Origin of the sequence: Thalassomonas sp. M1454 (genome assembly GCF_007097525.1) — a bacterium.
Taxonomy (GTDB): domain Bacteria; phylum Pseudomonadota; class Gammaproteobacteria; order Enterobacterales; family Alteromonadaceae; genus Thalassotalea_A.
This window is the reverse complement of the sequence record NZ_VKDD01000003.1, coordinates 60,348-86,175: the sequence shown is the minus strand read 5'-3', so window position 1 is coordinate 86,175 and position 25,828 is coordinate 60,348. Positions and strand designations below refer to the sequence as shown.

20 protein-coding genes and 5 tRNA genes are annotated in these 25,828 nt (G+C 37.5%); 4 read left to right on the top strand and 21 right to left on the bottom strand.

Annotated features, from left to right (window positions below; all coding sequences use genetic code 11):
- Positions 1-2: 2 nt before the first annotated feature.
- From FNN08_RS08680 to miaB, 9 genes are all read right to left on the bottom strand, one after another.
- Entirely contained in the window at positions 3-1,316 is a 1,314-nt protein-coding gene (locus tag FNN08_RS08680) for an ABC transporter permease (protein ID WP_143584818.1), read from the bottom strand.
- A 9-nt stretch (positions 1,317-1,325) separates the two neighbouring features.
- Positions 1,326-2,024, bottom strand: coding sequence for an ABC transporter ATP-binding protein (locus tag FNN08_RS08675; protein WP_143584816.1), 699 nt, complete (start codon positions 2,022-2,024; stop codon positions 1,326-1,328).
- 72 nt (positions 2,025-2,096) lie between these two features.
- On the bottom strand, positions 2,097-3,374 hold the full coding sequence (locus FNN08_RS08670) for an efflux RND transporter periplasmic adaptor subunit (RefSeq protein WP_143584815.1): 1,278 nt from the start codon (positions 3,372-3,374) through the stop codon (positions 2,097-2,099).
- Positions 3,375-3,541: 167 nt separating this feature from the next.
- A complete protein-coding gene (locus FNN08_RS08665) occupies positions 3,542-3,934 on the bottom strand; it encodes an OsmC family protein (RefSeq protein WP_143584813.1) in 393 nt (130 codons plus the stop codon).
- Positions 3,935-4,034: 100 nt separating this feature from the next.
- A complete protein-coding gene (gene lnt / locus FNN08_RS08660) occupies positions 4,035-5,600 on the bottom strand; it encodes an apolipoprotein N-acyltransferase (protein WP_143584811.1) in 1,566 nt (521 codons plus the stop codon).
- Between the two features lie 43 nt (positions 5,601-5,643).
- Complete coding sequence (locus FNN08_RS08655) at positions 5,644-6,519, bottom strand: HlyC/CorC family transporter (RefSeq protein WP_143584810.1); 876 nt, start codon at positions 6,517-6,519, stop codon at positions 5,644-5,646.
- A gap of 28 nt (positions 6,520-6,547) precedes the next feature.
- Positions 6,548-7,018: an rRNA maturation RNase YbeY gene (gene ybeY / locus FNN08_RS08650; protein WP_143584808.1), complete on the bottom strand. Its 471-nt coding sequence runs from the start codon at positions 7,016-7,018 to the stop codon at positions 6,548-6,550.
- Positions 7,019-7,037: 19 nt separating this feature from the next.
- Positions 7,038-8,036 carry a PhoH family protein gene (locus tag FNN08_RS08645; protein ID WP_143584806.1) on the bottom strand — a complete coding sequence of 333 codons (999 nt, stop codon included), beginning with the start codon at positions 8,034-8,036 and terminating at the stop codon, positions 7,038-7,040.
- Between the two features lie 30 nt (positions 8,037-8,066).
- Positions 8,067-9,512, bottom strand: coding sequence for a tRNA (N6-isopentenyl adenosine(37)-C2)-methylthiotransferase MiaB (miaB, locus tag FNN08_RS08640; RefSeq protein WP_143584804.1), 1,446 nt, complete (start codon positions 9,510-9,512; stop codon positions 8,067-8,069).
- A gap of 462 nt (positions 9,513-9,974) precedes the next feature.
- On the opposite strand from miaB, the gene FNN08_RS08635 reads away from it, so the two are divergent.
- Positions 9,975-11,141: an FAD-dependent oxidoreductase gene (locus FNN08_RS08635; protein ID WP_143584802.1), complete on the top strand. Its 1,167-nt coding sequence runs from the start codon at positions 9,975-9,977 to the stop codon at positions 11,139-11,141.
- A 100-nt stretch (positions 11,142-11,241) separates the two neighbouring features.
- On the opposite strand, the gene FNN08_RS08630 is transcribed toward FNN08_RS08635, so the two are convergent.
- Positions 11,242-12,228 (bottom strand): AraC family transcriptional regulator, encoded by a 987-nt coding sequence (locus FNN08_RS08630; RefSeq protein WP_143584800.1) that lies wholly within the window; start codon positions 12,226-12,228, stop codon positions 11,242-11,244.
- Positions 12,229-12,558: 330 nt separating this feature from the next.
- On the opposite strand from FNN08_RS08630, the gene FNN08_RS08625 reads away from it, so the two are divergent.
- Positions 12,559-13,791 (top strand): dipeptidase, encoded by a 1,233-nt coding sequence (locus FNN08_RS08625; protein WP_143584798.1) that lies wholly within the window; start codon positions 12,559-12,561, stop codon positions 13,789-13,791.
- Positions 13,792-13,902: 111 nt separating this feature from the next.
- Here FNN08_RS08625 and FNN08_RS08620 read toward each other — a convergent pair whose 3' ends face one another.
- The 9 genes from FNN08_RS08620 to FNN08_RS08580 all read right to left on the bottom strand — a co-directional run bounded on the left by FNN08_RS08620 (position 13,903) and on the right by FNN08_RS08580 (position 20,877).
- Positions 13,903-14,328, bottom strand: coding sequence for an N-acetyltransferase (locus FNN08_RS08620; RefSeq protein ID WP_143584797.1), 426 nt, complete (start codon positions 14,326-14,328; stop codon positions 13,903-13,905).
- A gap of 237 nt (positions 14,329-14,565) precedes the next feature.
- A tRNA-Leu gene (locus FNN08_RS08615) sits at positions 14,566-14,650 on the bottom strand.
- Between the two features lie 231 nt (positions 14,651-14,881).
- The gene (nagB, locus tag FNN08_RS08610) at positions 14,882-15,688 is read right to left on the bottom strand and encodes a glucosamine-6-phosphate deaminase (RefSeq protein WP_143584794.1); all 807 of its coding nucleotides are present in this window, start codon (positions 15,686-15,688) and stop codon (positions 14,882-14,884) included.
- A gap of 350 nt (positions 15,689-16,038) precedes the next feature.
- Positions 16,039-16,113: transfer RNA gene (locus FNN08_RS08605), tRNA-Gln, on the bottom strand.
- 52 nt (positions 16,114-16,165) lie between these two features.
- Positions 16,166-16,240: transfer RNA gene (locus FNN08_RS08600), tRNA-Gln, on the bottom strand.
- Positions 16,241-16,250: 10 nt separating this feature from the next.
- A tRNA-Leu gene (locus FNN08_RS08595) sits at positions 16,251-16,335 on the bottom strand.
- Between the two features lie 8 nt (positions 16,336-16,343).
- Positions 16,344-16,420 (bottom strand) — tRNA-Met (locus tag FNN08_RS08590).
- 227 nt (positions 16,421-16,647) lie between these two features.
- Entirely contained in the window at positions 16,648-19,719 is a 3,072-nt protein-coding gene (locus FNN08_RS08585; RefSeq protein WP_143584792.1) for an efflux RND transporter permease subunit, read from the bottom strand.
- 12 nt (positions 19,720-19,731) lie between these two features.
- A complete protein-coding gene (locus FNN08_RS08580; RefSeq protein ID WP_143584790.1) occupies positions 19,732-20,877 on the bottom strand; it encodes an efflux RND transporter periplasmic adaptor subunit in 1,146 nt (381 codons plus the stop codon).
- A 164-nt stretch (positions 20,878-21,041) separates the two neighbouring features.
- Here FNN08_RS08580 and FNN08_RS08575 point away from each other — a divergent pair, with 164 nt between their 5' ends.
- Positions 21,042-21,704 (top strand): TetR/AcrR family transcriptional regulator, encoded by a 663-nt coding sequence (locus tag FNN08_RS08575; RefSeq protein ID WP_143584788.1) that lies wholly within the window; start codon positions 21,042-21,044, stop codon positions 21,702-21,704.
- A gap of 12 nt (positions 21,705-21,716) precedes the next feature.
- Here the strand turns inward: FNN08_RS08575 and FNN08_RS08570 are convergent, their stop codons facing one another.
- Entirely contained in the window at positions 21,717-22,730 is a 1,014-nt protein-coding gene (locus tag FNN08_RS08570; RefSeq protein WP_143585253.1) for a LacI family DNA-binding transcriptional regulator, read from the bottom strand.
- Between the two features lie 195 nt (positions 22,731-22,925).
- Between FNN08_RS08570 and pgi the strand changes: the two genes are divergently transcribed.
- Positions 22,926-24,572, top strand: a complete 1,647-nt coding sequence (gene pgi, locus FNN08_RS08565; protein WP_143584786.1) for a glucose-6-phosphate isomerase — start codon at positions 22,926-22,928, stop codon at positions 24,570-24,572.
- 88 nt (positions 24,573-24,660) lie between these two features.
- Here the strand turns inward: pgi and aqpZ are convergent, their stop codons facing one another.
- Positions 24,661-25,356: an aquaporin Z gene (aqpZ, locus tag FNN08_RS08560; RefSeq protein WP_143584784.1), complete on the bottom strand. Its 696-nt coding sequence runs from the start codon at positions 25,354-25,356 to the stop codon at positions 24,661-24,663.
- Positions 25,357-25,828: the final 472 nt, after the last annotated feature.

Sequence of the window (25,828 nt, the reverse complement as noted above, 5' to 3'; positions counted from 1 at the left end):
TCCTATTGGCTTTTAAGTTGTTGAGAAGGCTGAACATTACATGCTCGCCAAGTGGGGTAAAGGCCTGCCAAAATACTGCTTACAATGGCTAGCGCTATAGCACTTGCTACCATGTTTGTATCTAAGCTAGTTAAGCCTTTGAGCATATCGCCATATAAAGCTCCAATGCCTTGCAGCCCTAACCAGGCGAAACATAAACCAAGTATTCCTCCTGCTATACCTATACAAGCAGACTCTATAATGTACTGAGCGAATAAGGTTCTTCTGCTAGCGCCCAATGCTTGGCGTAAGCCGATTTCTGGTGCTTTACCAAGGGATTTCGCTAGTAATAAGCCAACGGTATTAAGTAAACAAACAATTAAAAACATAAGTGACATAGCCATCATCATAATGGCATCATCTTCAACCACTTGTTGTTGCTCTAACCACTGCATAACATTTAGTAATTTATTGTTTAATGGGCGTTCGAATCGACCGAATGCTTTTTGCTCTTCAACGTAGGCGTTAAGAAAGCTTAAATAATCTTCTTTATCTTGCTGATTTGGCAACTCTACCCAAAACTGTAGCCACACACACTCTGAGTTTAAAAAGCCTTCAAAACCTTCGCCTTCAGGTGTTTTCCAACAGTTGGTGTTACCTGAACGGCCTATTTTTTCTTCTGCTATCATTGCAAATGGGACGAAAATTTCTTCTGCGTCATTAAAAGCACCTGTACTGATATCATAAAACCTTGGCTTAGGATCCCAGTAATCAATTACGCCAACGACTTTAAAATAGTTACCATTAATTTTTAGGTCTCGACCTACTGAGTTTTCACCGCCAAATACTCTTTGGTTAGTTTCGGAATTAATAACCACCACTTGTTGCTTATTTAGATCTGCAGCGCTATCCCAGCCACCACCGTAAATAAACGGCAGATCAAACATAGTGAAAAAGTCTGCCGTATTAGCTCTGGCTGAAACCATAAAAGGTAAACTATCTTTGCCTTCTGGTTCAATTACACCATTTGCTTGCGCTTGTAAGCTATGTCTGAACGCTTTATTGGCATTTAAAAGGTTGGTGCCATCTCGGTAAGTTAGTTGCTCTGGCGGCGTACCATCATCATTATAAGGTTCGTTTATATCCCAACTATCAAGTTGCACATTATATAATTGGCTACTTTTATGCGGAATTGGGTTTGCTGACATCAAATAATTAACTGTCACGGTAGTCATTGATGCGCCGATCCCTAAACCAATAGCGACTATCATCAATAAACTTAAACCCCAATGTTTAACAATGCTGATCCGTGCCAGTCTTAGGTAATAGAAAAACATAATCAACCCCTAAGCAATTGCTTGTGAATTAGCAACAACCACATCAAGCTCACTAACACGGCCATCTTTTATTTGAATCTTACGAGAAGCTCGATTTGCCAGGTCATTATCATGAGTTACCATAACGATTGTGGTGCCTTGTTTATTAATATCTTCTAATAAACTCATTACACTTTGCGCCATTTGGGTGTCTAAATTACCTGTTGGCTCATCGGCTAATAAAAATCTAGGGTCGGTAGCGAGTGCTCTTGCTATGGCTACTCGTTGCTGTTGCCCACCTGAAAGTTGACTTGGTAAATGCTTCATGCGCGAGGCTAAACCCACCATATCTAAATTATGTTCTATCCGTTGTTTGCGCTCTTTGGCATTAAAGCCTCTATATCTTAACGGCACATCAACATTGTCGAATAAATTTAGATCTGGAATTAGGTTAAAACTTTGAAAAATAAAGCCAATTTTTTCATTGCGGATTTTTGAACGTTGGCGATCGTTTAATTGTTGAATACTAATATCATCTAATAAAAAATCGCCACTGCTAAATGTTTCTAATAAACCTGCAATGTTTAAAAAGGTTGTCTTACCTGAACCGGAAGGTCCGGTGACACTAACAAAGTCACCTTCATTTACGGTTAAACTAAAATCACGTAATGCGTGAGTTTGAATATTATCGGTCTTAAATACTTTGCTTACATTTTTCATCGTTAACATGGGTTATTCCTTACTGAATTCTTAATATTATTTAGTTAAATAAAGCGTTCGCTTATTAAATTATTTTGTTTGTTATTGGGTAAGTAGCACTTGCTCTGCGCTTTCAAATATATCGGTGCCTGAAATAATAATTCGCTCACCTTCCTTTAATCCCGATAAAATCTCGACACTACTTAAACTTCTAGCGCCAACATTAATCATGGTCTTCTTTGCCATACCGTCACTAACAACATAAGCAAAACGGCCGTTACTACTGTCTAGGAACTGTCCTCGTTTAACCTGTAATACATCTTCTCTAGACTCTAATAAGATTCGAGTATTCAGGCGTTGATTCTGGCGCAAACTGGCTGGTGTTTTTTGTTCGAAGCGTACTCGTCCAGTAACCTGATTGTTCAGTATTTCGGGGGAAATTGTTACTAGACGAGCACTAAACCGTTGTTGATCAAAGCTAATGTCTACATCCATTCCTATCGCTAAGTCATCGGCGTAACTCTCTGGAATATCTACTTCAACTTCGAATTGAGATAAATCGACCACCATTAATATTGCTTGGTTTTTACTTAGGTAAGTTTTATTTTCAACATTTAAATTGCCCACAATACCGTTTACCGGAGAAATAACTGTTAGTGAGTCAACTTGGCGTTGTAAATCTTTAACTAAAAGCTTTTGTCGCTGTATTTGCAAGCCGAGTGACTGTAAATCAAAATTAAGGCTCTCTTGTTCAAGGGCGGCATCTGCAACGGCGTGATCATATTGCAATTTTGCATTTGCTAAATCGTCTTGTGCCTTTTCGAAATCGATTTGGCTGATTGCATTTTTAGCAAAGGCTTGATCGCTTCGGCGTTTTTCTCGTGCAGCAGTGGTTAATGCTACTTGCGCTAAATCAACGGCTTTTTGATCAATTAACAGTTGCTTCTTCGCTTGTATTTCTTGACGCTTAAATCCGGTATTAAGGTTTTCTAGAGTGGATAACTCTTGGTCGAGCCGACTCGTGAGCTCTGGACTTTCAATTACCGCAAGCTCAGTGCCTTCAGTAACTTCACTACCAGCTTCAATACTAAAAGTTATAGTACCTTCTGCAGGGCTGTAAACAGTTGGGCTTACAGCTGCAACCACGCGTCCTTGTACTGAGATATCACGTATAAAGTCACTACGATTGATTTCTGCTATACGTACTCGAGACATCGGAACTGACTTTTCAGCTTGGCTCCATCTGCTTGCCGCCGGTGCAAGTTGCCATATTGAAATGGCCAGAGTACTTACTATTAGCGCAGTAATCAGTATTGATTTACGCTTAGAGTTTTTCGTTGCAACAACCACATCTTGGTTGCTGGTATCTGCTATTTTCATAAAATTCCCCCGAATTTTAATTACAATCATTTGCTATTCTTTTAAGTAAGTAGCAAGTAAGGGGAAAAAGGTTTAAATAAATTTACATTTAATTAACTATGATGGCGAGCAAGGGGGAGTGTTGGCATTATTAGCAATGTAATAATGCCAAAATATTTAATTTGTCTTTATTCGGCAAGCGATATTTCAAACTCTGGCAAAGCTTGAATTACTTTTTTTACGGTACATGAGTTTGCAGCACTTAATACCGCTTTACGGTACTTTTTAGGAAAGCTGTCGGGTAGAGTAACAGAGATATTGAATTTCTTTTTATAGTGATCATCGCCAATAGCCTGATTAGTTTGACTGATCACAATACCATCTGTAGAAATATCTCTAGTATGGCAAAACTTACGAATATAAAAGCCTGCACATAGGGCCATACTTGCTAAAAAGTAATCAAAAGGCTCAGGATATTCTTCGTTGCCACCAACAGATTTATTTTGATCGCTAATGACTTCATAATCACCAAATTTTGCTTTTAACTGCTGACCAGCAAGCATTTCAACATCAATTTTCATAACACAGTCCTAATCGTTTTATTTAACAAGGTAACACGCTAACTAGTACGGCTAGTTAGCTTATTAAAATTATAACAACGAATTTTTACTATGTTGAAATTTAAGAGTATTTATTGCTTTTTTTAAATGAAAACTTATGCCAGATCAAAGAGATTAAGAAAATCAAAAATAAAAGCTTATCTAAATGCAGCGCATACTGGCTGTAAAAAGTTGCTCCGCTAACTAACGGCACCTGCGTACTTAACGTTGTTTTGGTGAACTGTGGAATATCAGCAATAATCTCACCATTATGGTTTATTACTGCGGTAATGCCATTGTTTGTAGATCTTAGCATGGGGCGACCAAACTCTAAGGCACGCATACGTGCAATTTCTAGATGTTGATGTGGGCCATGCGAGTCGCCAAACCAAGCATCATTACTCACAGTTAAGAGTAAATCGGTTTGTTGGTTCATATTTGCTGCTAACTGTTTAGGAAATACAATTTCAAAACATATTAGTGGCGCAATATTTAGATTATTAGCCAGTAAGTTCTTCTGTACATAGTCTCCACGGCTAAATGACGACATTGGTAAATTGAAAAATGGTGCTAATGGCCTTAATAAGCTAGCAAATGGCACAAATTCGCCAATAGGCAGTAAATGATGCTTGTCGTAATGGTTTGAGTTACGGTAATAGTAATCACCAAGCTTATCGCCATCTTGCTTTTTACCTAGCATAACTAAACGATTAAAAAAGCTGCGGCTGTCCGGATCGTAGTTAATAATGCCTGTGATTAATGCTGAGTTTTGCTCAAATGCTTGCTCATCTAGTTGCTGTAAATACTCTTGGGCAAGAGGCTCTATTCTTGGAATTGCCGCCTCAGGCCAAATAACTAAGTCATGACTTTGGTACAAACCTTTACTGTCATCAATATAGCTATTTATTATGTTTTGCTCTTGAGCTTCGTCCCAACGTAATTCTTGCTTTATGTTACCTTGCACCAAAGCGACATTAATATTTTCACCAGTTTCTTCAATATTACTGACATTATGTGTAAGGGTGATGGCAACAATACTAGAGAGTAAAATAATTCGAGTTAATCTAATTTGTTTACGCTTAATTCGTTTAAATGCGGCTACTGCAAAGTAGAGTAAAACAAAACCAATACCCACCTCTCCAATAAAAGGAGCGAGTGCTGCAAAAGGTCCATCAATCTGGCTATAACCTAACGCAAGCCAAGGGAAACCGGTAAGCATGTGCGCTCTTAAGTATTCACTTAAAAGCCAAACAAAAGGTAAGAAGTATAAATTAACGGTTTTATTAATTGATAACTTGGCACTAAGCCATGCCGCTAAAGCAGGGTATAGGGCGAGATAGCCGCAGAGTAAAATCATTAGCAGAACGGACACGAACAGCGGCATGCCGCCAAACTGTTCAATACTAACGTGCACCCAACTGATGCCCGCGCCAAACCAGCCAAAACCAAAGGCTAGACCTTGATAAAATGCTTGCTTTGGTGAGCGCTGATCTAACTGGGTAAACCAAACTAATAGAGCCAATAGTGCTATTGGCCAAAGTGAGAATGGCGCATAAGCAAAAACTAAGCTTAGTCCGGCAAAAAAACTGACAAGGTATGAATAACCGCTGTTGTTGATTTGCAGGTTAAATCCTTTTGATGTGCGCATTCTATTATTCTTTTAGTTGTTGAGCTATTTTCTTTGAACCGCTTTAATCGGTGATTTTACCTGTGATTTCGTGATCTTTAGCAACCGTTACTTGAAGTTGTAAGATTCGACGTTTGTCGGCTTTTTCAACTTTAAAATGAAAGTCATTGATTTCAATACATTCATCTTTACTCGGCATATGGCCAAATTCATGAATAATAATACCGCCGATAGTATCGGCTTCTTCATTATCAAATTCACAGTTAAAGTATTCATCGAAATCTTCAAGGTCGGTTAATGCTTTTACTTGATAAACATTGCCGCTTAAATGACGTATATCTTGTTCAATTAAGTCATCGTGCTCATCTTCAATTTCACCAACGATAAGCTCAATAATATCTTCAATGGTAACTATACCCGAAACACCACCGTATTCATCTACAACAACGGCCATGTGGTAACGCTCTTGTCTGAACTCTTTTAATAAAGGTTCAACGCGCTTGCTTTCTGGAATAATATTCGCCGGGCGAATAATGTCTTTTAAAGTGAACTGAGTAGAATCTTTAGTAAACGCATGGGCTAAAAGATCTTTTGCCAGTAAAACACCTTCAATATGATCAATATCATCATTGATTACTGGAAATCTTGAATGGCCCGACTCTAAAACGGTTGGTAGAAACTCTTCAACTGTTTGCTCTATGTCGATGGTGATCATTTGCGAGCGTGGGATCATAATGTCACGAACACGCATATCAGATACTTCTAATACGCCTTCGAGCATTAGTTTGGTAGATGGTTTTATCAGTTCTCGGTCTTCGGCATCATTTAATACTTCAACCAGTTGTTCTTTATTTTGCGGTTCTCCAGTAAACACTTGGACTATTTTTTCCATAAATGTTTTAGAAGAACCGTTTCCAGATTGGGGGTTGTCTTCGCTCATAGAGCTTGTTTTATACCTTTAAAGTTAGTTAATCTGTACAGTCGATGTAAGGGTTAGAAAACCCAAGTGAAGCCATTAATTTAATCTCAATGGTTTCCATTTCAACTGCTTCTTCTTCACTTATATGATCATAACCTAATAAATGCAAGCATCCATGTATAATCATATGCGCCCAATGGGCATTTAATGCTTTATTTTGTTCAATTGCTTCATTTTCAACGACGTTCGCACAAATGATTAAATCACCCAATAAATCTAATTCAACACCTTCAGGCACCTCAAAAGGAAAAGATAGCACGTTAGTTGGTTTGTCTTTACCGCGATATTGATGGTTTAATTGTTGTGATTCGGCTACTTCAACGATGCGAGCGGTAAGCTCAAAGTTTTTACCGTATGGTAATAGTGCTGTTTCTGCCCATAATTGTAATTGCTCAACACTAGGTAGTTGAGGGTTATCACAGGCAATTTGCACATCTAATGTAATTTGAGCTTGAGTCATATGAGTTTAATTTTATTAATTAGCGGTGCAGGCTGTCAGTGTCGTGACGCTCATAAGCTTCAATAATACGACCAACAACGGCATGGCGTACAACATCTTTTGCTTGGAAGAAGTTAAAGCTAACGCCTTTAATATCTTGTAATACTTCAATTGCGTGGCGTAAACCCGAGCGCTGACCTTTTGGTAAATCTACTTGCGTAATATCACCCGTAACAACCGCCTTTGAATTAAAACCAATACGAGTTAAGAACATTTTCATTTGCTCAACCGTGGTGTTTTGGCTTTCATCTAAAATAACATAGGCATCATTAAGTGTACGCCCGCGCATATAGGCAAGGGGAGCTACTTCAATCACATTACGCTCAATCAGCTTTTCAACTTTCTCAAAACCTAACATTTCAAATAAAGCGTCATAAAGAGGGCGCAGGTAAGGGTCAACCTTTTGTGACAAGTCACCAGGTAAAAAACCTAACTTTTCTCCTGCTTCAACAGCAGGGCGGGTAAGTAGTATACGGCGTACTTCTTGACGTTCAAGGGCATCTACAGCACAGGCAACAGCTAAGTATGTTTTACCAGTACCGGCAACACCAACGCCAAAGCTAATATCATTTGTTAAGATATTTTGTACGTAAGTACTTTGATTGTCATTACGCGGCTTAATTATGCCGCGCTTAGTTTTAATGGTCACCATTTCTTCAAATGCTGACTCATTTTCACTGCCTTGCTCTAAAATATTTAAATCTAATATCGCTAAGTGAATGGCTTCAGCAGTAACTATGCCGGCTTTACCTTTCACAGGAGCGGTTTCAACGTATAGATTTTTTAATAATTCGATGGTTGCATCACAATGAGCTTGGTTACCAACGATTTTAACTAAAGTACCACGATAACTAATTTCAACGCCTAAACGTCGTTCAATTTTTCGTAGATTGTCATCCATCGGGCCACACAAATTAGCAAAGCGATTATTATCTTCAGGCTCTAGCGTTATTTGTTGGCTTATTATTTTTTTACTCAAGGACAGTGTCTCTTTAATTTATATAAAATACTAAGGCGTATATGTGCCAACACCTAGCTCATCAACACCTGCTCTTTTCGCTTGGTGATGTTGGTTTGCTAAAATATCAGCTGGAGAATGTGCAATACGTAAGCCCATTTCATCTTCAGTGCGAATTAATTTACCACGTAATGAATTACTGTAAACGTCAGTTACTTCAATATCGACAAATTGACCAATCACAGTATGTGGTGCTTCAAAGTTAACGATACGGTTGTTTTCAGTACGACCACGTAACTCCATAGGATTCTTCTTAGAAGGACCTTCAACCAGAATACGTTGCTCTGTACCTAACATTTTACGAGCAATTGATAGTGCTTGCGCATTGATACGATCTTGTAAAATATGCAAACGTTGCTTTTTCGTTTCTTCTGAAACATCGTCAATTGCATCGGCTGCTGGCGTACCAGGACGAGCACTGTAGATAAAGCTAAAACTTAAATCGAAATCAATGGCTTTGATAAGATTCATTGTTGCTTCGAAATCTTCATCAGTTTCACCTGGGTAACCAATGATGAAATCTGAAGACATACAAATATCTGGGCGCGCTTTTTTAAGGGCACGTACTTTTGATTTATATTCAATAGCAGTGTGACCACGCTTCATCATATTTAAAATACGATCTGAACCACTTTGTACAGGTAAGTGTAAGTGACTTACTAATTCAGGAATTTCTTTGTAAACTTCAATTAAGTCTTCAGTAAATTCTACCGGGTGCGAAGTGGTATAACGGATACGGTCGATACCATCGATAGTGGCTACTAAGGTCAGTAACTCAGAGAAACGACAAATACTTCCATCGTGCATATCACCACGGTAAGCATTTACGTTTTGACCTAATAGGTTAACTTCACGTACGCCTTGCTCTGCAAGCTGAGCTATCTCGTATAATACGTCATCTAACGGACGACTAACTTCTTCACCGCGAGTATATGGTACAACACAGAAAGTACAGTATTTACTACAACCTTCCATAATAGAAACAAATGCTGTTGGGCCTTCAGCTTTTGGCTCTGGTAAACGGTCGAATTTTTCAATTTCAGGGAAACTAACATCAACAACAGAAGAGTCGTGATCGCTGTTAACCTGATTAATCATTTCTGGTAAGCGGTGTAATGTTTGCGGACCAAATACAATATCAACAAATGGTGCACGTTGACGGATAGCGTCACCTTCTTGAGAAGCAACACAGCCACCAACACCAATAATTAAATCTGGATTGTCATTTTTGAAGTTTTTCCAACGACCAAGTTGATGGAAAACTTTTTCCTGAGCCTTTTCCCTGATTGAACAGGTATTAAGTAATAATACATCTGCCTCTTCCGGTTCATGTACTTCAGTGAAGCCGTGGGTAGAGTCTAATAAATCTGCCATCTTTTGCGAGTCGTACTCGTTCATTTGACAGCCCCAGGTTTTAATATACAGCTTTTTACTCATTGCTTATTTGCCCAATAATATCGCGAAAACACTTAGGTTAATTATCGTTCAAGCCTCGTTTATAACGTGTGACTGAACAAATACCAGTTAAAAACCGATATAAATTATCTTATTAACCAAAAAAAGAGCGGTATTTTACTCTTTCTTCACAGTTGACGCTACTAAAGAGCCAGTATTAATTTGTAAACAAGAATAAAAAATAGACAAGTAAGGCGTTTTTTATTAATTGATTTGATTAACAAGTAACAGCAGATAAGTTTAGGTGGATAAATTAATATCAATATTAGCAAAGGCTTAGCTTGAAAGTTGGTTTTGTAATTGCTGTTTTCTATGCTGATTTTTGATAAATCATGAGTAAAATCAATAAAACATAATAAAAATATAAAAAGAGTAAAATAACTAACGATTTATCTAATTTGGTTAGCTAGAATAAAGCTAATGTAATCATTAAGAGATATCCCAGTGTTAAAAGTTGATTGTTTAATAGTTGGTGGTGGCATGGTTGGCGCAACGACAGCCTTAGCCTTAGCTGAATTAGGTTTGAAGGTAGCTGTTGTTGAAGCATATGCACCAAAAGAATTCTCTTCTGAGCAAGACTTTGATCTGCGCGTATCTGCGATATCTCTTGGTTCGCAACAGTTATTAAACCAATTAGGCGCTTGGCAGCAAGTAGAAAATTGGCGAGCATGCCCATATAAGCGACTAGGTGTTTGGGAAAATGATATTGCTTACGCTGAATTTAACAGTGATGAAATTGAGCAGCCTCATTTAGGTCATATTGTTGAAAATCGCCTTATACAGCTTTCGGTTTGGCAGCAACTAGAACAAAACCCTAATGTTAACTTGTTATGTCCAGAGCAATTAGTTTCTTACTCTCAAACCAAAGATGAAGTAGTTGCTGAATTATCTAATTCAACGGTTACAGCACGCATTTTAATTGGTGCCGATGGCGCTAATTCGCAAGTTCGTACACTAGCAAATATTGGCACTACGGGCTGGGATTATCAGCAATCAGCTATGCTAATCAATGTAAAAACCGAATTACCACAACAAGATATTACTTGGCAGCACTTTAGCCCAACAGGACCGGTTGCTTATTTGCCAATGCCAGGCAATAACGGCTCTTTAGTTTGGTACCATAGCCGTGATGAAATTAAGCGCTTATCTAAGCTAAGTAATGTACAACTTACTCAAGCAATTACACAAGCCTTTCCAAAACGACTTGGCGGCATTGAAGTAGTTGCTAAAGGTGCGTTTAATTTAACACGTCGTCATGCCAATCAATACGTAAAAGGGCGAGTGATTTTAGTTGGTGATTCAGCTCACACCATAAACCCATTAGCTGGGCAGGGTGTTAACTTAGGTTTTAAAGACATCAAAGCACTGCAAGAAGTTATCGCCAAAGCGATAGGCTCTGGTGAAAACTTTGATAGTGAAGAAGTGTTAAAACGATATGAACGTTCTAGAAGAGCTGACAATCTATTGATGATGTCTGGTATGGATGCAATTTATGGTACGTTTAAAAATAAATCTGGGCCATTAAAACTACTAAGAAATATAGGAGTGTTCGCCGCTCACCGTGCACCTATCCTTAAAGAAAAAGCGCTGGCTTATGCTTGCGGACTATAAATATTAGCTTATTAATTTTAATAAAAGACTCATACAAGAGTGCTTTTGGGGCAAGTTCAGAGGAAAGGTACCCGTTTTAGTAAATACTTTGTCTTTTTTGTTAGTTATTGGCTTTGTTGCTTTTAAATTGTTTTGGGGTTAATCCACTCCAGCGTTTAAATGCGCGAGTAAAATTAGCGGCAGCTGTGTAACCTAATAAGTCTGCAACCTGTAGAATTGAAATGTCCCCTTGTGATAAAAGCGACTTTGCCTGAGCATATTTAGCTCTCTCCAGTATAGCTTTAAGCGTGGTATTGTTTGTTGATAAATAGCGTTGAAGCGTTCTAGGATTAATATTTAATGATGCGGCTATTGTTTCTACACTAGGGTGAGTTCCGAAGTATTTTTCAGCAATAAGCGTCGTTAATGTTTCAGGTAAGATACTTGGCACTATGTCAGAAAGGTTAGATTCTTTCTTTTTCAGGGTAGAGCTGCTGGTTAGTTTTTCTTTTTCTATAGCAATTGCGCCAAAAGGGTTATTAAAAGAGAGCTGAGTATTTTTTAAATAGTAGGCATATTCGATACCATTCCCAGTTTCACTAGCAAATCTAACCTCTTTGGGGCACCAATTGGCACCGGCGTAGACTTTAATGAGTTCCGCCATAAGGCTGATAACATGTTGTTCAACGGGCCATTTGCCTTTTTCAATGCCAGGTGTGCCTTTACGACATAACCACACATATTCATCACTCTCCTCAAGCCAATAGTTCATGTAGTTAGCATGAGTTTGTAAGTCAGAGATAAAAGATTCAAGTGCTATGAGTAGGTTATCTTGATGGCATAAATGCTCTCCAAATGCGCCATAAGTATCTAAACATGTATGCTCAGTGACAAAGAAACCAAAATGCGGTTTATCACAAGCAATGCTTGCGAGTTCGATAAACTCCCAAAGCGGTGCTTCAGGAATTAAGTTGTCTGGATTATCAAATTGTTCGGTGCTTAAACCTACTTGCTCGAGTAAAGGCGAAATGGGTTGGTTTATTGCTTCAAGCGCACTGAAAAATGGCTGCATATGGCTCGCTCGTACAACATAAATATTAATAGCCACTGTTTAAAAATTCCTTGCTAAAAACGGTTAAAAGTTAAGTCTACGATAATAATTTAATTATAAGGCTAAATTGGTGTCGGGAAATGATAACTGCTGCATTTGTAATTAAAATGTGGTGCTATCATTGTAAGTTATTATTAAATATATAAATTATATAAAGTTTCTTTATTGAGGCTCGTTATAGTTTTATATGTTTTTTGGATTTAGTCCAATATTTATAAACATGCCATATACTTGATATGTTGCTAGATATTTTAACTGTTTCGGTGAGGTTAAATAAAATAGCAGTGGCATACCTGTTGATTAATATATTTTTAGGGAGAAAGCTTTATGATAAAAAAAACACTTTTAAGTGCTTGTATAGCGCTAGGTTTTACAGCCTCTGTTAATGCTTCAATCGAAACCCGAGATTGGCACAATACCGCATCAGAAAAAGCACAAAAGTTCGTTCAAGATAATATCGCCATTGATTTTTATGCATCTCCTTATAAAACCGGTTGGGACGATCCTATTGAAGTTGCTAATTATATTGACTTAGCAGCATCTCGCGGAATTACCGGAGCTTCTGTAACAATAGCCGCTCCACATACACCGAACTTTAAAACTCTGGTTGCCGAACATAAAGCTTGGGCTGATGCCGCAAAACAGGCAAAAACGCCAATTCGCTTTGTTAACAAACCAGAAGATTTTCAGCTAGCTTTAGAAAATGGTGAATATGCAGTGCAATGGGCATCCCAAACCACGATGATCCTTGAAGGCGATGCAAGTCGTGTTAAAGATGTAGCTGCACTAGGTATTAAAACGATGCAGCTTACCTATAACGAAACCGAAAAAGCTGGCGTAGGTGTTTTATCGTACCTTAACGGTGATAAAGGTGGCCTCACTGACTTTGGTAAAGAAGTCATTGATGAAATGGTAAAACATGGTATCACGGTAGATATGTCACATACGGCATATAAAACCACTATGGATATGATGAATTATATGGAGAAAAATCATAAAGGCGTACCGCCTATTTTCTCTCACTCACCAGTAGCGTCTACTTATAATTGTGAGCCACATGAAACGATTAAAGAAACCCAAGCGCGAATGGAAAAAAATGGCTTGAAAAAAGGCGATGCTGATTATCGTTTAGCTGCGTGTTATCGTTTGCTGTCTGATGAGCAGGTTAAAAAAGTAGTGTCTTTAGGGGGCGTTGTAGCAATAACCGCGACTGAGTTTATGATGGATGGTATTTGGCCAGATGATATTAGCCCAAAACAATTTGCCGAGATGGTTGATGGCGCAGTAAAAGTTGCCGGTGTAGACCATGTGGGCATTGGCACAGATGATTTAATGACTACTGCCAAAGTAGTACCGTTTGCAATAGCGAATGCTGATAAATATGCAGATAACGGTTATATGATTGACGCTTTTGAAAAAGGCGCAGCAGGCTGTGCTGAGTTATCAAAACACCTTGCGGCTGTTACAGACGAACTGTGGAAAATGGGTTATTCAGATGATGACTTAAGAAAGCTATATGGTGGTAATTTAACCCGAGTTTATAAACAAACTTGGAAGTAAATTTTTCAATTATAAAACGTTCTAATGAGCGTTAGTGAGTCTAGTGCCTTCTTAATTATGTTCTTTGTAGTTAAGAAGGTTATAAGTTTTCTAGTTGATTAGCTACAGTACTTATCTTACCCAACGCATCTCATGCTGCTCATGACCCGTGTGTTCACAAATACATTTGCCAACATCTGTAAAACCTTGACGTATATAAAACTGATGGGTTTTATGGTTCTCTGAGTAAACAGTTAACGTTAAGTTTTGGTATTTATCTTTTAATTTTTCTAATAACTGAGTTCCAACTCCTTTAGACTGAGACTTTGGGTCGACAAAAATTGCGGGGATAGTTCCTTCATAATAGGAAATAAAACCAAGGATACGGCCATCATCTTCATAAACCCAAGATTCACTATTAGGTAAGTACAAATCACGCATATTCTGGTGTTGTGAAACCCAAAAATCTTGTGAAATGAAGTTGTGTGCTTTAATTGATGCATTTAACCAGATGCCTACAGCGTCATCTAGATCTTCCGTTCGTAGTGTTCTAATCATATTTGTCTCAATTTAATTATTTAAACAATGGTTTATCTTAAAGTGATTTTATCTAATTACACAATTAGTTCTTAGCTGAGTTAATATTTTTACATTTTCTAGCTTATCTCACTGAAAAGAGCTAGGTGTCAGATGTAGTTTGAACTCGAAGATAAAGTGAAGTTGGCATCACACGCCAAATTTTGGACATAAAAAAACTCCAAAATAAACTTAAAAAATTTACTTTAGAGTTTTAAATGGTGCGGACGGAGAGACTTGAACTCTCACATCGCAAGATACTGGAACCTAAATCCAGCGCGTCTACCAATTCCGCCACGTCCGCAATCCGAAGCGAATTATAAAGAATGAATTATAAAGCGCAAGCGTTATTTAATTAAAATGAAGAAATAAAAAAAATCAGGTTGAAAAATAAGCTAATAGGTAAGGTTAACTTGTAAGAGGGGGAGTATTACAAACTAACCTTACCTAATTAAGCTAAAACTTATTAGGTCGGACAACTCAACTTGAATAGCTTCTCAAGGTTAATTTCAAGTTGATCTGACCCTGTTGATTTTTAGAAGTTATGGAACAAACCAAACTCGGCATTGAGTTTTTTATTTTGTTCATCTGTCCATTGGAAGTATTCATGATCGGCAAGCTCAGAAGCAGCTTCCTTATCCAATAAAATCACCGCATTTTCATGCATTTGTAATACTGAAGCAGGGCACATTGCTGATAATGGGCCTGCAACTGTATCTAAAACTGCTTTCGCTTTGTTTTTACCTGTTGCCATAAGCAATACATAGCGAGAATCCATAATGGTGCCTATGCCCATTGTCATCGCCATAGTTGGTTGTTCTTCATCAGCACTAAATAAACGTGAGTTATCGGTGATTGTTTGCTCTGTTAACGTTTTAATGCGAGTACGTGATACTAAGCTTGATGTCGGTTCATTAAAACCAATATGGCCATTAGCGCCAATACCTAGTATTTGTAAATCGATACCACCAGCTTGTTTAATTTTTTCTTCATAAGCTAAGCCCTGTGCTCTTGGGTTTTCACCTATAGCACAAGTTGGTAGGTAAGTGTTTGATTGGTCTATATCGACATGGTCAAACAAATGCTGTTTCATAAAGCTGCGGTAGCTTTGTGGGTTAGTTTCTTCAATTTGATGGTATTCATCTAAATTAAAAGATTTAACATTGGCAAAACTAAGGTTGCCTTTTTTGTGTTCATCAACAAGTTCTTTATACAAACTGATAGGGGTGCTACCTGTAGCCAAGCCTAGAACAGTATCTGGCTTTTGTTGTATTAATGTTTTTACCCAAACGGCGGCACTTTGTGCAACTTGTTGAGCATCATCATAAATTATCACTTGCATAATAAATCCTAAACTTAGTATTTGAACTTGATAAACAAACTATAACAATATTATGACAGCGCTGTCATTTATTTTTACATTTTATTTTTAAAATGAATCAATGGAGTATAGGTTAAGAGAAAAATAAAAGGATATTGCTAAGCTGATTAGATAGAAAAAGCTGCTATATAAAACGAGAATAAAATTAAGATACAAATCAGTTTAAAGCTTGCTAGGATATATTGTTTTGAAGTTTTTGAAGTTTTTGAAGTTTTTGAAGTTTTTGAAGTTTTTGAAGTTTTTGAAGTTTTTGAAGTTTTTGAAGTTTTTGAAGTTTTTGAAGTTTTTGAGTCTTGGGGAAGAAAGAAGAATGGCTGGAGTACAAGGATTTGAACCTTGGAATGACGGGATCAAAACCCGCTGCCTTACCGCTTGGCTATACTCCAACTTTATAGCTTCCTACATTGAACCCATAATCTTTTAGGAGTTAAAAGAGAATGGCTGGAGTACAAGGATTTGAACCTTGGAATGACGGGATCAAAACCCGCTGCCTTACCGCTTGGCTATACTCCAACAATGTAAATGGTGCGGACGGAGAGACTTGAACTCTCACATCGCAAGATACTGGAACCTAAATCCAGCGCGTCTACCAATTCCGCCACGTCCGCAAATGTTATGGTGGCTACACCGGGACTCGAACCTGGGACCCCATCATTATGAGTGATGTGCTCTAACCAACTGAGCTATGTAGCCATAACATTACTTTCTTAAGTCGCCCTAAGCAAGTGCGGCGTATTATGCAAATCTACCTCGGTCACGTCAACTGTTTTTTTCGAAAAAATCGTGACTTTTTGATCGTTTGCTTAAAGAGTCGTCGATCTGAGGTTAAATCACACAAATTTTAACTTAAAATTAATATTTTTCAGCGAATTTAAATCGAAAACATTTATTTCTTACAAAATTAACTAGAACTCATTTGTTTAAGCATGTCCTGTTTTTTGAAATTTTTTGCGTTTTGCCATTAAATAAAATGCTGCGGGTACAAAATAAAAAGATAATAAAGTAGTTAAAACTGTGCCACCGGCAATTGCTACTGCAAATGGAGGCCAAAATTTACCGCCAGATAATATTAATGGTAAAAATCCACCAACGGTTGTGATTGTGGTTGAGCTAATGTGACGGGTACAACTAAGTACGCCTGTCGTTATTGCTTCTTTATTACCGACAATGGCACTGTTATTGGCTTTTAGCTCAGCTAAAATCACAATTGCTGAATTTATCGCTAGGCCCATTAAGCCAAGCAAGCCAATGATCACAATAAATCCAAAAGAGTAATTAAATAGATAAACACACAGTAGGCCTAAGCCCGTCGACATAAATGCGGAGATAAATATAATGCTTGATACTCTAAAAGAGTTAAATGAAAGTACTACCACAGTTATAAGCAAGGTTAAGATAATCCCTACACTACTAAGCAATTTTCCTACAGCATTGTCTCGTGCATCTGATTCACCACCAACTTGTAATTCATAGCCATTTGGCAATACAAAGTTTTGTTGCTCAAGTTTTAGTAAAATATCTTTTAAAGCGACAGAAGGTAACACTCCCGAGCGTACATAACCTTCAATAACATTAACTCGTTTACCATCGCGGTGAGGAATAGCGCCTCGGCTTGGACTTACTTTAACGTTACTTATTGCCGATAGTGGAATAAATTGACCGTCTTGCTGGTTAATAACAGGGAAGTTGTTTAAATGGTTCACATCTGTACGTTGGCTGTTATCGGTTTTTACTCGCACATCAATAGACTCGGTTGCTTCAATTATTGAACCTTGAACCGCGCCATCTAAACCAACTTGTAATTGGTTGGCAATGGTTGCAAGGTTTAAGTTTAATGCGTTTACCGCGTCTTCATCAGCTTCAAGCCACACTTTTGGCGTTCCAGGTAATAGAGTTGCTCTTGAGTGCATAATATCTTCAGTTTCTGAAAATACACGTCTAACTTCATTACCTAAAACTTGCAGGGTGTCTAAGTTAGGTCCGAAAATACGGATCTCTATTGGCGCATTAAATGGAGGGCCTTGCTCTAGTTTACGTACAATAATTTGAGCTTGTGGATATTCTTCATCTAAAATCAGCTGCAATTTAGGTATTAGCTTATTGGCCGCAGTAAAATCAGTTGCTGTGATCATCGCTTGTGCATAGTTTTGCATGCCGTCTTTATTACTCATTAAGTTGTAATAAAAAGAGGGCGCGCTTTTACCAATAAACCAACGTAAATGTTTAATCTCTTCATGCTTATTTAATGTTGAAGATATTTTATCGGTCATATCTTTGGTAGCAACAATGCTAGATTGGGCTGGCATAAATAATTCAATTTGAAACATATCTCTTTCTGAGGCAGGGAAGAACTGCTCGTCAAGGTGTTTTGCCATGATAAAACCGGTTATAGGAAGAATACAGACTAATGCAATAGTCGTTCTTGGCCAGTTAAAGGTAAATGCTAAAGATTTTTTAAATAGCTTATCTAAACGCGGAAATTTTAAACCATTGTGATACCAAGCTTGTTGATTAAGTTTTACTTTAATAAAGCGGCCAGCAAGACCGGCGACAATGGTATGTGAAATAACGTAAGAGCCAATTAAAGAAAATATAACACTAAGTGCTATGCCGCCAACAAATTCACCAGCATCACCTGGCATTAAAACTATCGGCATAAACGCAAGTACAGTTGTTGCAGTAGAGCCTAGTAGCGGCAGCCATAAATGTTTAACTGAATCGACAACAGCTTTTAGGCCATTAATACCCTGTAATTTTTTCTGTTGAATGGTATCGGTCATAACAATGGCGTTATCAACCATAATACCTAGCGCAACAACTAAGCCTGTTACTGAAATTTGATGAATTGGTAAGCCATAAACATTCATTACTGAAAGGGTAAAAAATACGGTTAAAGGTAATGATATAACCACGATAACTGCTGAGCGTACCCCTAAAGTAAAAAGCAATACAACAGCGATAATAGCAAAACCAATAAAGATGTTTTCTATCAAGCCATTTAAGCGCTTATCGGTATAATCATTTTGATCAAATAAAACCTCAAGCTTAATAGAACTTGGCAGTATTGGTTCAAATAGAGCCAATTGTTTTTGCACGTTTTTAGTCCAAGTATCTACGCGAATATCTTGGATCATGCGAGTACCAACAACTAAAGCGGGCTTACCATTTACAATAGCCATTTCAGTCATTGGAAGTTTTATATGACGTTTAACTAGAGCGATATCACCAACTTTTAATGAACTACTATTGTTAGATACGATAGGAATATTACGGATCCTATCTAATGAGTCGAGCGCGCCACTGAGCTCTATTTGCATTTGGTTATAGTCATTGACTAATTTACCAGCCGGAATTTTTACATCTGCGCTTAATATTGCTTGGCTTATCTGGTTTAAAGAAATACCTGCCATTGCGGCTTGGTCTTGATTAACTTGAACTAATATTTCTTCTGGATTTTGACCATAAATCTCAACAATATCGGTATTGTGGACTAAACGTAATTGCGATTTTAACTCTTTGGCATAACGCCCTAATATAACTAAGTCAGGCTCAGAGTCTGCTTGCCAGTTAAGGGCGACTAATTGGGTAAAAGCAAAACTACGTTCGTCTTCAAGATATGGAGGCAGAGCTTCAGCTGGTAGTTGGTCTGCAACATCGGCAATTAAATCACGGATCCTTGAATAGACAGGATCTTCCTCAGTAACCTCACCTTTGAGCTTGATTACTATGACTGAAATTTCAGGACGTGAATTTGAAGTAATATAATCAATTTCAGATAGCTTACGGATTTTCTGTTCAAGTACTTCTGTAACTAAAGCCTCGACACGCTCCGCACTAGCACCCGGATATTTAGTAATAATACTTGCTGAGCGATTGACCATAGTTGGGTCTTCAGCTCGAGGTAAGCTATGCAAGGATGCAAGACCTGAAACAATCAAAAGCGCGATCATTAAGATCATTAAGCGGCCATTTTTAACGAATAATTCAATCATAATAGGCTCAACTTACTCTGCAATTTTTACTATTTGGCCAGGTACTACTCTTTGCAGTCCATCAGCTAATAACTGTTGGCCTGATTTTAGGTTGCCTCGAATAAATGCTGTATCTTGTTCTGTATGAATAACCTCAACGCTATGATTGACCAATTTATAAAGCTGTTCATTGTCGCTAGGTTCGATAGTGTAGACGTTCCATGTACCGCGTATACCATCGGTTAACGCAGTAATAGGTACCCAAAATCCGGTTTGAGGATAAAACTGTTCAAATTCAAAATAGCCAAGTTGATTATCAAATAAAGTCAATTCACTGGGTAATGGGAAGCGCAATTGAATGGTACGGTTTTGCAGGTTAACCCTAGAGTTGATAGCAAGCTCGCTAACTTTAACCTTGGTATTGTTAATCAATAAATTAAACTTTTGGTGTTGCCTAATCTGGCTGATCAGATGCTGTGGCACACCAACTTTTAATTCACTTTCTTGCTGTTTTTGTAATTCAAAGGCAATTTTTGAACTATTAATTACTTCGCCAATATTAATATTTCGTTGATTAATTACACCTGAGAATGGGGCGGTAATTTCTGCATGACTAATTTGATATTGCTTGGCTTTAATTGTTGCAGCTAATTGCTGTTGGGTTGCAATAAGAACTTGTTGTTGTGCGTTTAATTCATCTAAGTTTTGCTTAGAAGCGTAGCCGTCGTTTATTAATGAATTTACTCTTTCTAGGTTGGCTTTTGCTAACACTATTTCTGCATCAATTTGTTTAAGTTGTGCTGACAGTTGTTGCTTCTCAATATTAAGTAATTCGGTATTGAGAGTTGCGATTACTTCGCCCTTGTTAACCATATCACCTTCAAAAAAGGCAATGTTATCAACACGACCAGCAACTTCAAAGTTAAGCTGTGCTGTTTGCTTACTTACTACAGTACCTGAAAATTTACGTAATACAGAGTAGCCATCAAGTTGTTCTAATACTTTTGAATTAACCTTATGGTAATAAGGTTGGTGAGAATTATCTGGATTGCTTGCGCCTGCATTTTGTTCTGGCGAACAAGCTGTTATAGACATGCCTAATAATGCAAAAGCAAATGCATTTCGAGGTAAATGTATGAGTCTTTGCAACGGTGAAATAAACGACTTTAATGTAAGCATAATAATTTTTCGGTACCAAATATTTATAAATAAAACTGGACGGTGTAGTCTAGTTTAGGTAATTTAAACTAGACTGTCTAGTGTGATTTGTTACAATTGAGATATAAGTTATTCACAAACTGTACAGTTTGGTTACCAAAATAGTTGTAAGGTTAAGGTTATTAATGAGTGAAACTGAAGTAAAAACAACAGCTAAAACAGCAAATAAAACTCGCAGTAAGAGTGAAGAGAAGCGACAGTTAATTTTAACCGCTGCCACTGATCTATTTTGTGATAAGGGTTTTTTAGCAACTAGTATGGATCATATTGCTAAACAGGCTGGAGTTTCGAAACAAACGGTTTATAGTCACTTTGGTAATAAAGAAGACTTGTTTAAAGCCTCGATCAATTCACGTTGTAATTTATTTAGAATGTCTTCAATGCCAGAAGATATGCTGAATGACCCACGCAAAGCTTTACTGGCTTTTTCACACAATTTTATTGAATTAATTTTATCTAAAGAAGGTATTGCGATACATCGTATTTGTATTTTTGAGTCGCAAACTAACCCAGAGATTTCTCAGCTATTTTTTGCTGCTGGCCCTGAACCTGTCATTGCTGAAATGAGTGATATCTTTAAGCATTATACCGAGCAGGGACTATTAAATATAAATGATCCTCATATGGCTGCTATTCAGTTTTTATCTATGATCAAAGGCGAAGCTATGATGCGCCGTGAATATAATACAAAAATGCAGTTAACGGATTCTGAGATATCGCAGTATATAGAAAAAACCATAGACCTATTTTTAACGGGCTATGGCTTTAATTTTAATAAAATATTTTAAACCGCAAAGTAGTTAGTGCTTTGCGGTTGAGTCTCTAACCAATAATTTCGGCGTAAATTGCTCACATATCTCATCGGTTTTTTGCCCTCTAATTTCATTAATTAATAAGGCTGTCGCATTTTGCGCTATGGTTTGGTTTGGCTGATCGGCAGTAGTGATCTTCGGCCAGGTTTGTCTTGAGAATGGGGAATTCTCAAAACCAACAATCGATAGCTCTTTAGGAATAGCTACGTGTTGTAATCGTGAAGCAAACAGGGCACCAGCGGCAATCTCATCATTACATGAAAATATTGCAGTTGGTCTATTTTGTCTTTGCAATAACTTATCGGCACCACTAACGCCAGACTCGAATGAATATTCACCATCGATAATTAAATCTTCTTGTACGGTAATATTATTCTTAACTAGCGTTGATTTGTATCCTTCAATACGTTCGAACGTTGATTTATGCTCTTTGCCACCACTGATAAAGCCAATATCTTTATGGCCTAAATCAATCAAATGTTGGGTTATTTCAACAGCTGCATCAAAGTCATTTACCATAATACACGGAGAAATTTCATCAGGTACTTTATGACCTGAGATGATGCGGACAAATTTAACCCCTATGTCTGTTAAACGCTCTGTTACACTTGGCATCTCTGAAAATGGCGGTGTAAGTACAACACCTGCTACTCGAGAGTGTTTGATCATGCTGGTAATTTCTTCAATGATGTCATCTGCTTTGGAATTACATGGGTGGATAACAAGTTCAAAGTTTTGTTTCTTACATTCCGACAAAATACCATTTTGCATATCAATGACATAATAAGCATTTGGGTTATCGTAAATATAGGCAATGGTATAAGATTTTGTGCCAGCAAGAGAGCGGGCGGCCAAGTTAGGTTGATAATTCAACTCCTTAACTGCTGCCATTACTTTATCTCTGGTTGCTTGTCTCACTGAAGCTTCGTTATTGATGACTCTTGAAACCGTCTTCATTGAAACACCAGAAAGCTCTGCAACGTCATTAATGGTCACTTTCATATTAATCTTTTTGCCTTGTCCGTGGTTATCTATCGACATTTTATTATCGCACTATAAAGCATTTGTCCTAAAAATTAGTAACAAAGTTTCTATTTTTTTTGAATTTTTTTTCATAAAACAAAATTGACAGCGCTGTCATTTAACTTTACCTTAACATCAAAATATTACAAATATCATCACTAATTGAGGTTTTAAATGTCTAATCGTACTGATTTATCAAGTTGGAAATCATTAGAAAAGCTAGCTGAGCAAATGAAACAAACACACATGAATGATCTTTTTGCTGCAGATCCTCAGCGCTTTAATAAATTTTCATTAAAGTTACCTGACTTGTTATTCGATTATTCTAAAAATTTAATTGATGACACTGTCATCAATACATTATTACAGCTTACTGATGATGTTGATTTACCCGCTTGGCGTGACAAAATGTTTAATGCTGAGCGGATCAATATGACTGAAGATAGGGCGGTATTGCATACCGCACTACGAAATCGCAGTAAAACCCCACTTTATTTTAATAATGAAAATGTTACCAATGAAGTCGAAAGTCAATTGACCAAAATGCAAGAATTTGTAGAGCAGGTTAGGCAAGGTAAATGGCTAGGTTATAGTGGTAAACGCATTACCGATATTGTCAATATCGGAGTAGGTGGGTCTAACTTAGGCCCGCAAATGGTCACTGAAGCACTAAAGCATTACAGCGATCAAAGTGTAAATGTTCATTATGTATCTAATGTTGATGGCGCCCAAATTACTGAAGTTTTAGCACCACTAAACCCTGAAAAAGTATTATTTATTGTATCGAGTAAAACTTTTACAACCAAAGAAACAATGACCAATGCTAATACCGCAACTAATTGGTTATTAAAATCGGCGCCAGATAAATCAGCCATTGCCAAACACTTTGTTGCTGTATCGGCCAATATTAAAAATGCCACTGAATTTGGTATTGACCCTGATAATATCTTTTCTATGTGGGATTGGGTCGGTGGTCGATTCTCTTTATGGTCAGCTATCGGTTTGCCAATTGCATTAGATTTAGGTTTTGATAAATTTATCGAATTACTCGAAGGTGCTCATGCAATGGATTTACATTTCCAACAAGCGCCATCGGCAGAAAATGCGCCGATTATTATGGCGTTGCTAAGTGTGTGGAACTGCACATTTTTAGGTGCTAAATCGCAAGCTATATTACCTTACGATCAAACCTTACATATGCTTAGTGCTTATTTACAGCAAGCTGAAATGGAAAGTAACGGTAAGTCAGTTTCGTGGCAAGGAGAGCAAATATCTTACCCTACAGTACCTTCTATCTGGGGGGAGCTTGGTATCAATGGTCAACATGCGTTTTATCAATACTTACATCAAAGTAATAACGTTGTACCAGCAGACTTTATTGGCTCTGTTAAAAGTGTAACGCCAGTGCCAGGGCACCACTCTACCTTAATGTCTAATTTCTTTGCGCAAACACAAGCGTTAATGACTGGTGTAAATGAACAACAAGTAAGGGCAGATTTAAAAGCAAAAGGGCGCACGCAAGAAGTTATTGATAAGCTTGCTCCGCATAAAGTTCATCAAGGCAATAGGCCAACAAATACCTTATTATTAAAGCAAATATCGCCAAAAACCTTAGGCATGTTAATTGCGCTTTATGAACATAAAATCTTTGTGCAGGGCATTATTTTAGAGATTTGTTCATTTGATCAGTGGGGCGTTGAATTAGGCAAAGGCTTAGCTGAAAGTATTCAACAAGAGCTTGAATCTGACAAGGTAAGTGCAAGCCATGACAGCTCAACTCGTAATTTGATTGAGTTTTATAAAGCGGCGTCCCAACTGTAATTGCTTTGTTAAGCACCAAGATACAAAAATAGCGAGTTAATTACTCGCCATTTTATTTTAAGCTTTTTTAAATTTTGCTAGCTTGCGCTTATTTCTCAGCACTTACCCAAGCATAAACTTTACCAGCTAGAATTGCGCCAACAATTGGAGCAACCCAGAATAACCAAAGCTGGCTTGTTGCCCAGTCACCAACAAATACTGCAACACCAGTACTACGTGCAGGGTTAACTGACGTGTTACTTACTGGGATAGAGATTAAGTGAATTAGGGTTAAACATAAACCAATAGCGATTGGCGCAAAACCTGCTGGAGCTCGGCTATCTGTTGCACCTAAAATTACCATTAAGAACATAAATGTCATAACCACTTCACAGATAAGCACTGCTGTCATTGAATAGCCACCTGGTGAATGCTCACCAAAACCATTAGAAGCAAAACCACCAGCTACATCAAAGCCTGGAGCGCCACTAGCAATCGAGTAAAGTACAGCTGCGCCGGCAATACCACCAACAACTTGTGCAACAATGTATGGTACTAATTCATTTGCAGGAAAACGACCGCCTGACCATAAACCAAAAGATACGGCAGGGTTTAAATGACAACCTGATACATGACCAATTGCATAAGCCATGGTTAAAACTGTTAAACCAAAGGCTAATGAAACACCTACAAAACCTATACCCAATTCAGGGTAACCAGCAGCCAAAACAGCACTACCACAACCGCCTAATACTAGCCAAAATGTACCGAAAAACTCGGCAGCTAATTTATTTGTTAAACCCATAATATATTTCCTATGTTTATTTTATGGAGTTATTACTTGAGTGTATTTTTATTAACAAAGCAATAACGTTACGGACTTAAGTAATTGATATTAATCGGTTACTTAATTTGTTTTTTATCATAAATCAACATCAATCTTCGTACTTTAAGTCTATATACAATTTAGTCTGCTTTTCGCAAATCTGCCTAAAAAATATTATAAATTTTAATTAGTTAGTCTTAATTTTTCATTTTAAACAAGGTTTTTATGTTGTTTAAAATAAAAACTTACCTACTTAATGATAAAAATATTGTAACTATAAGTAACTGATAAACTTGGTTTATTTCGGGCATTGTAAAGCTATTGTTAATAAATATCTGTTAAAAATTACAGGTTTTTGTAATTTTTTGTAGCCAAGATGTAAAAATCATTGTATGGTTTTACTCAAGCTTTATGACAGCGCTGTCAATTTGGTTTACAGAGAGACTTTTTT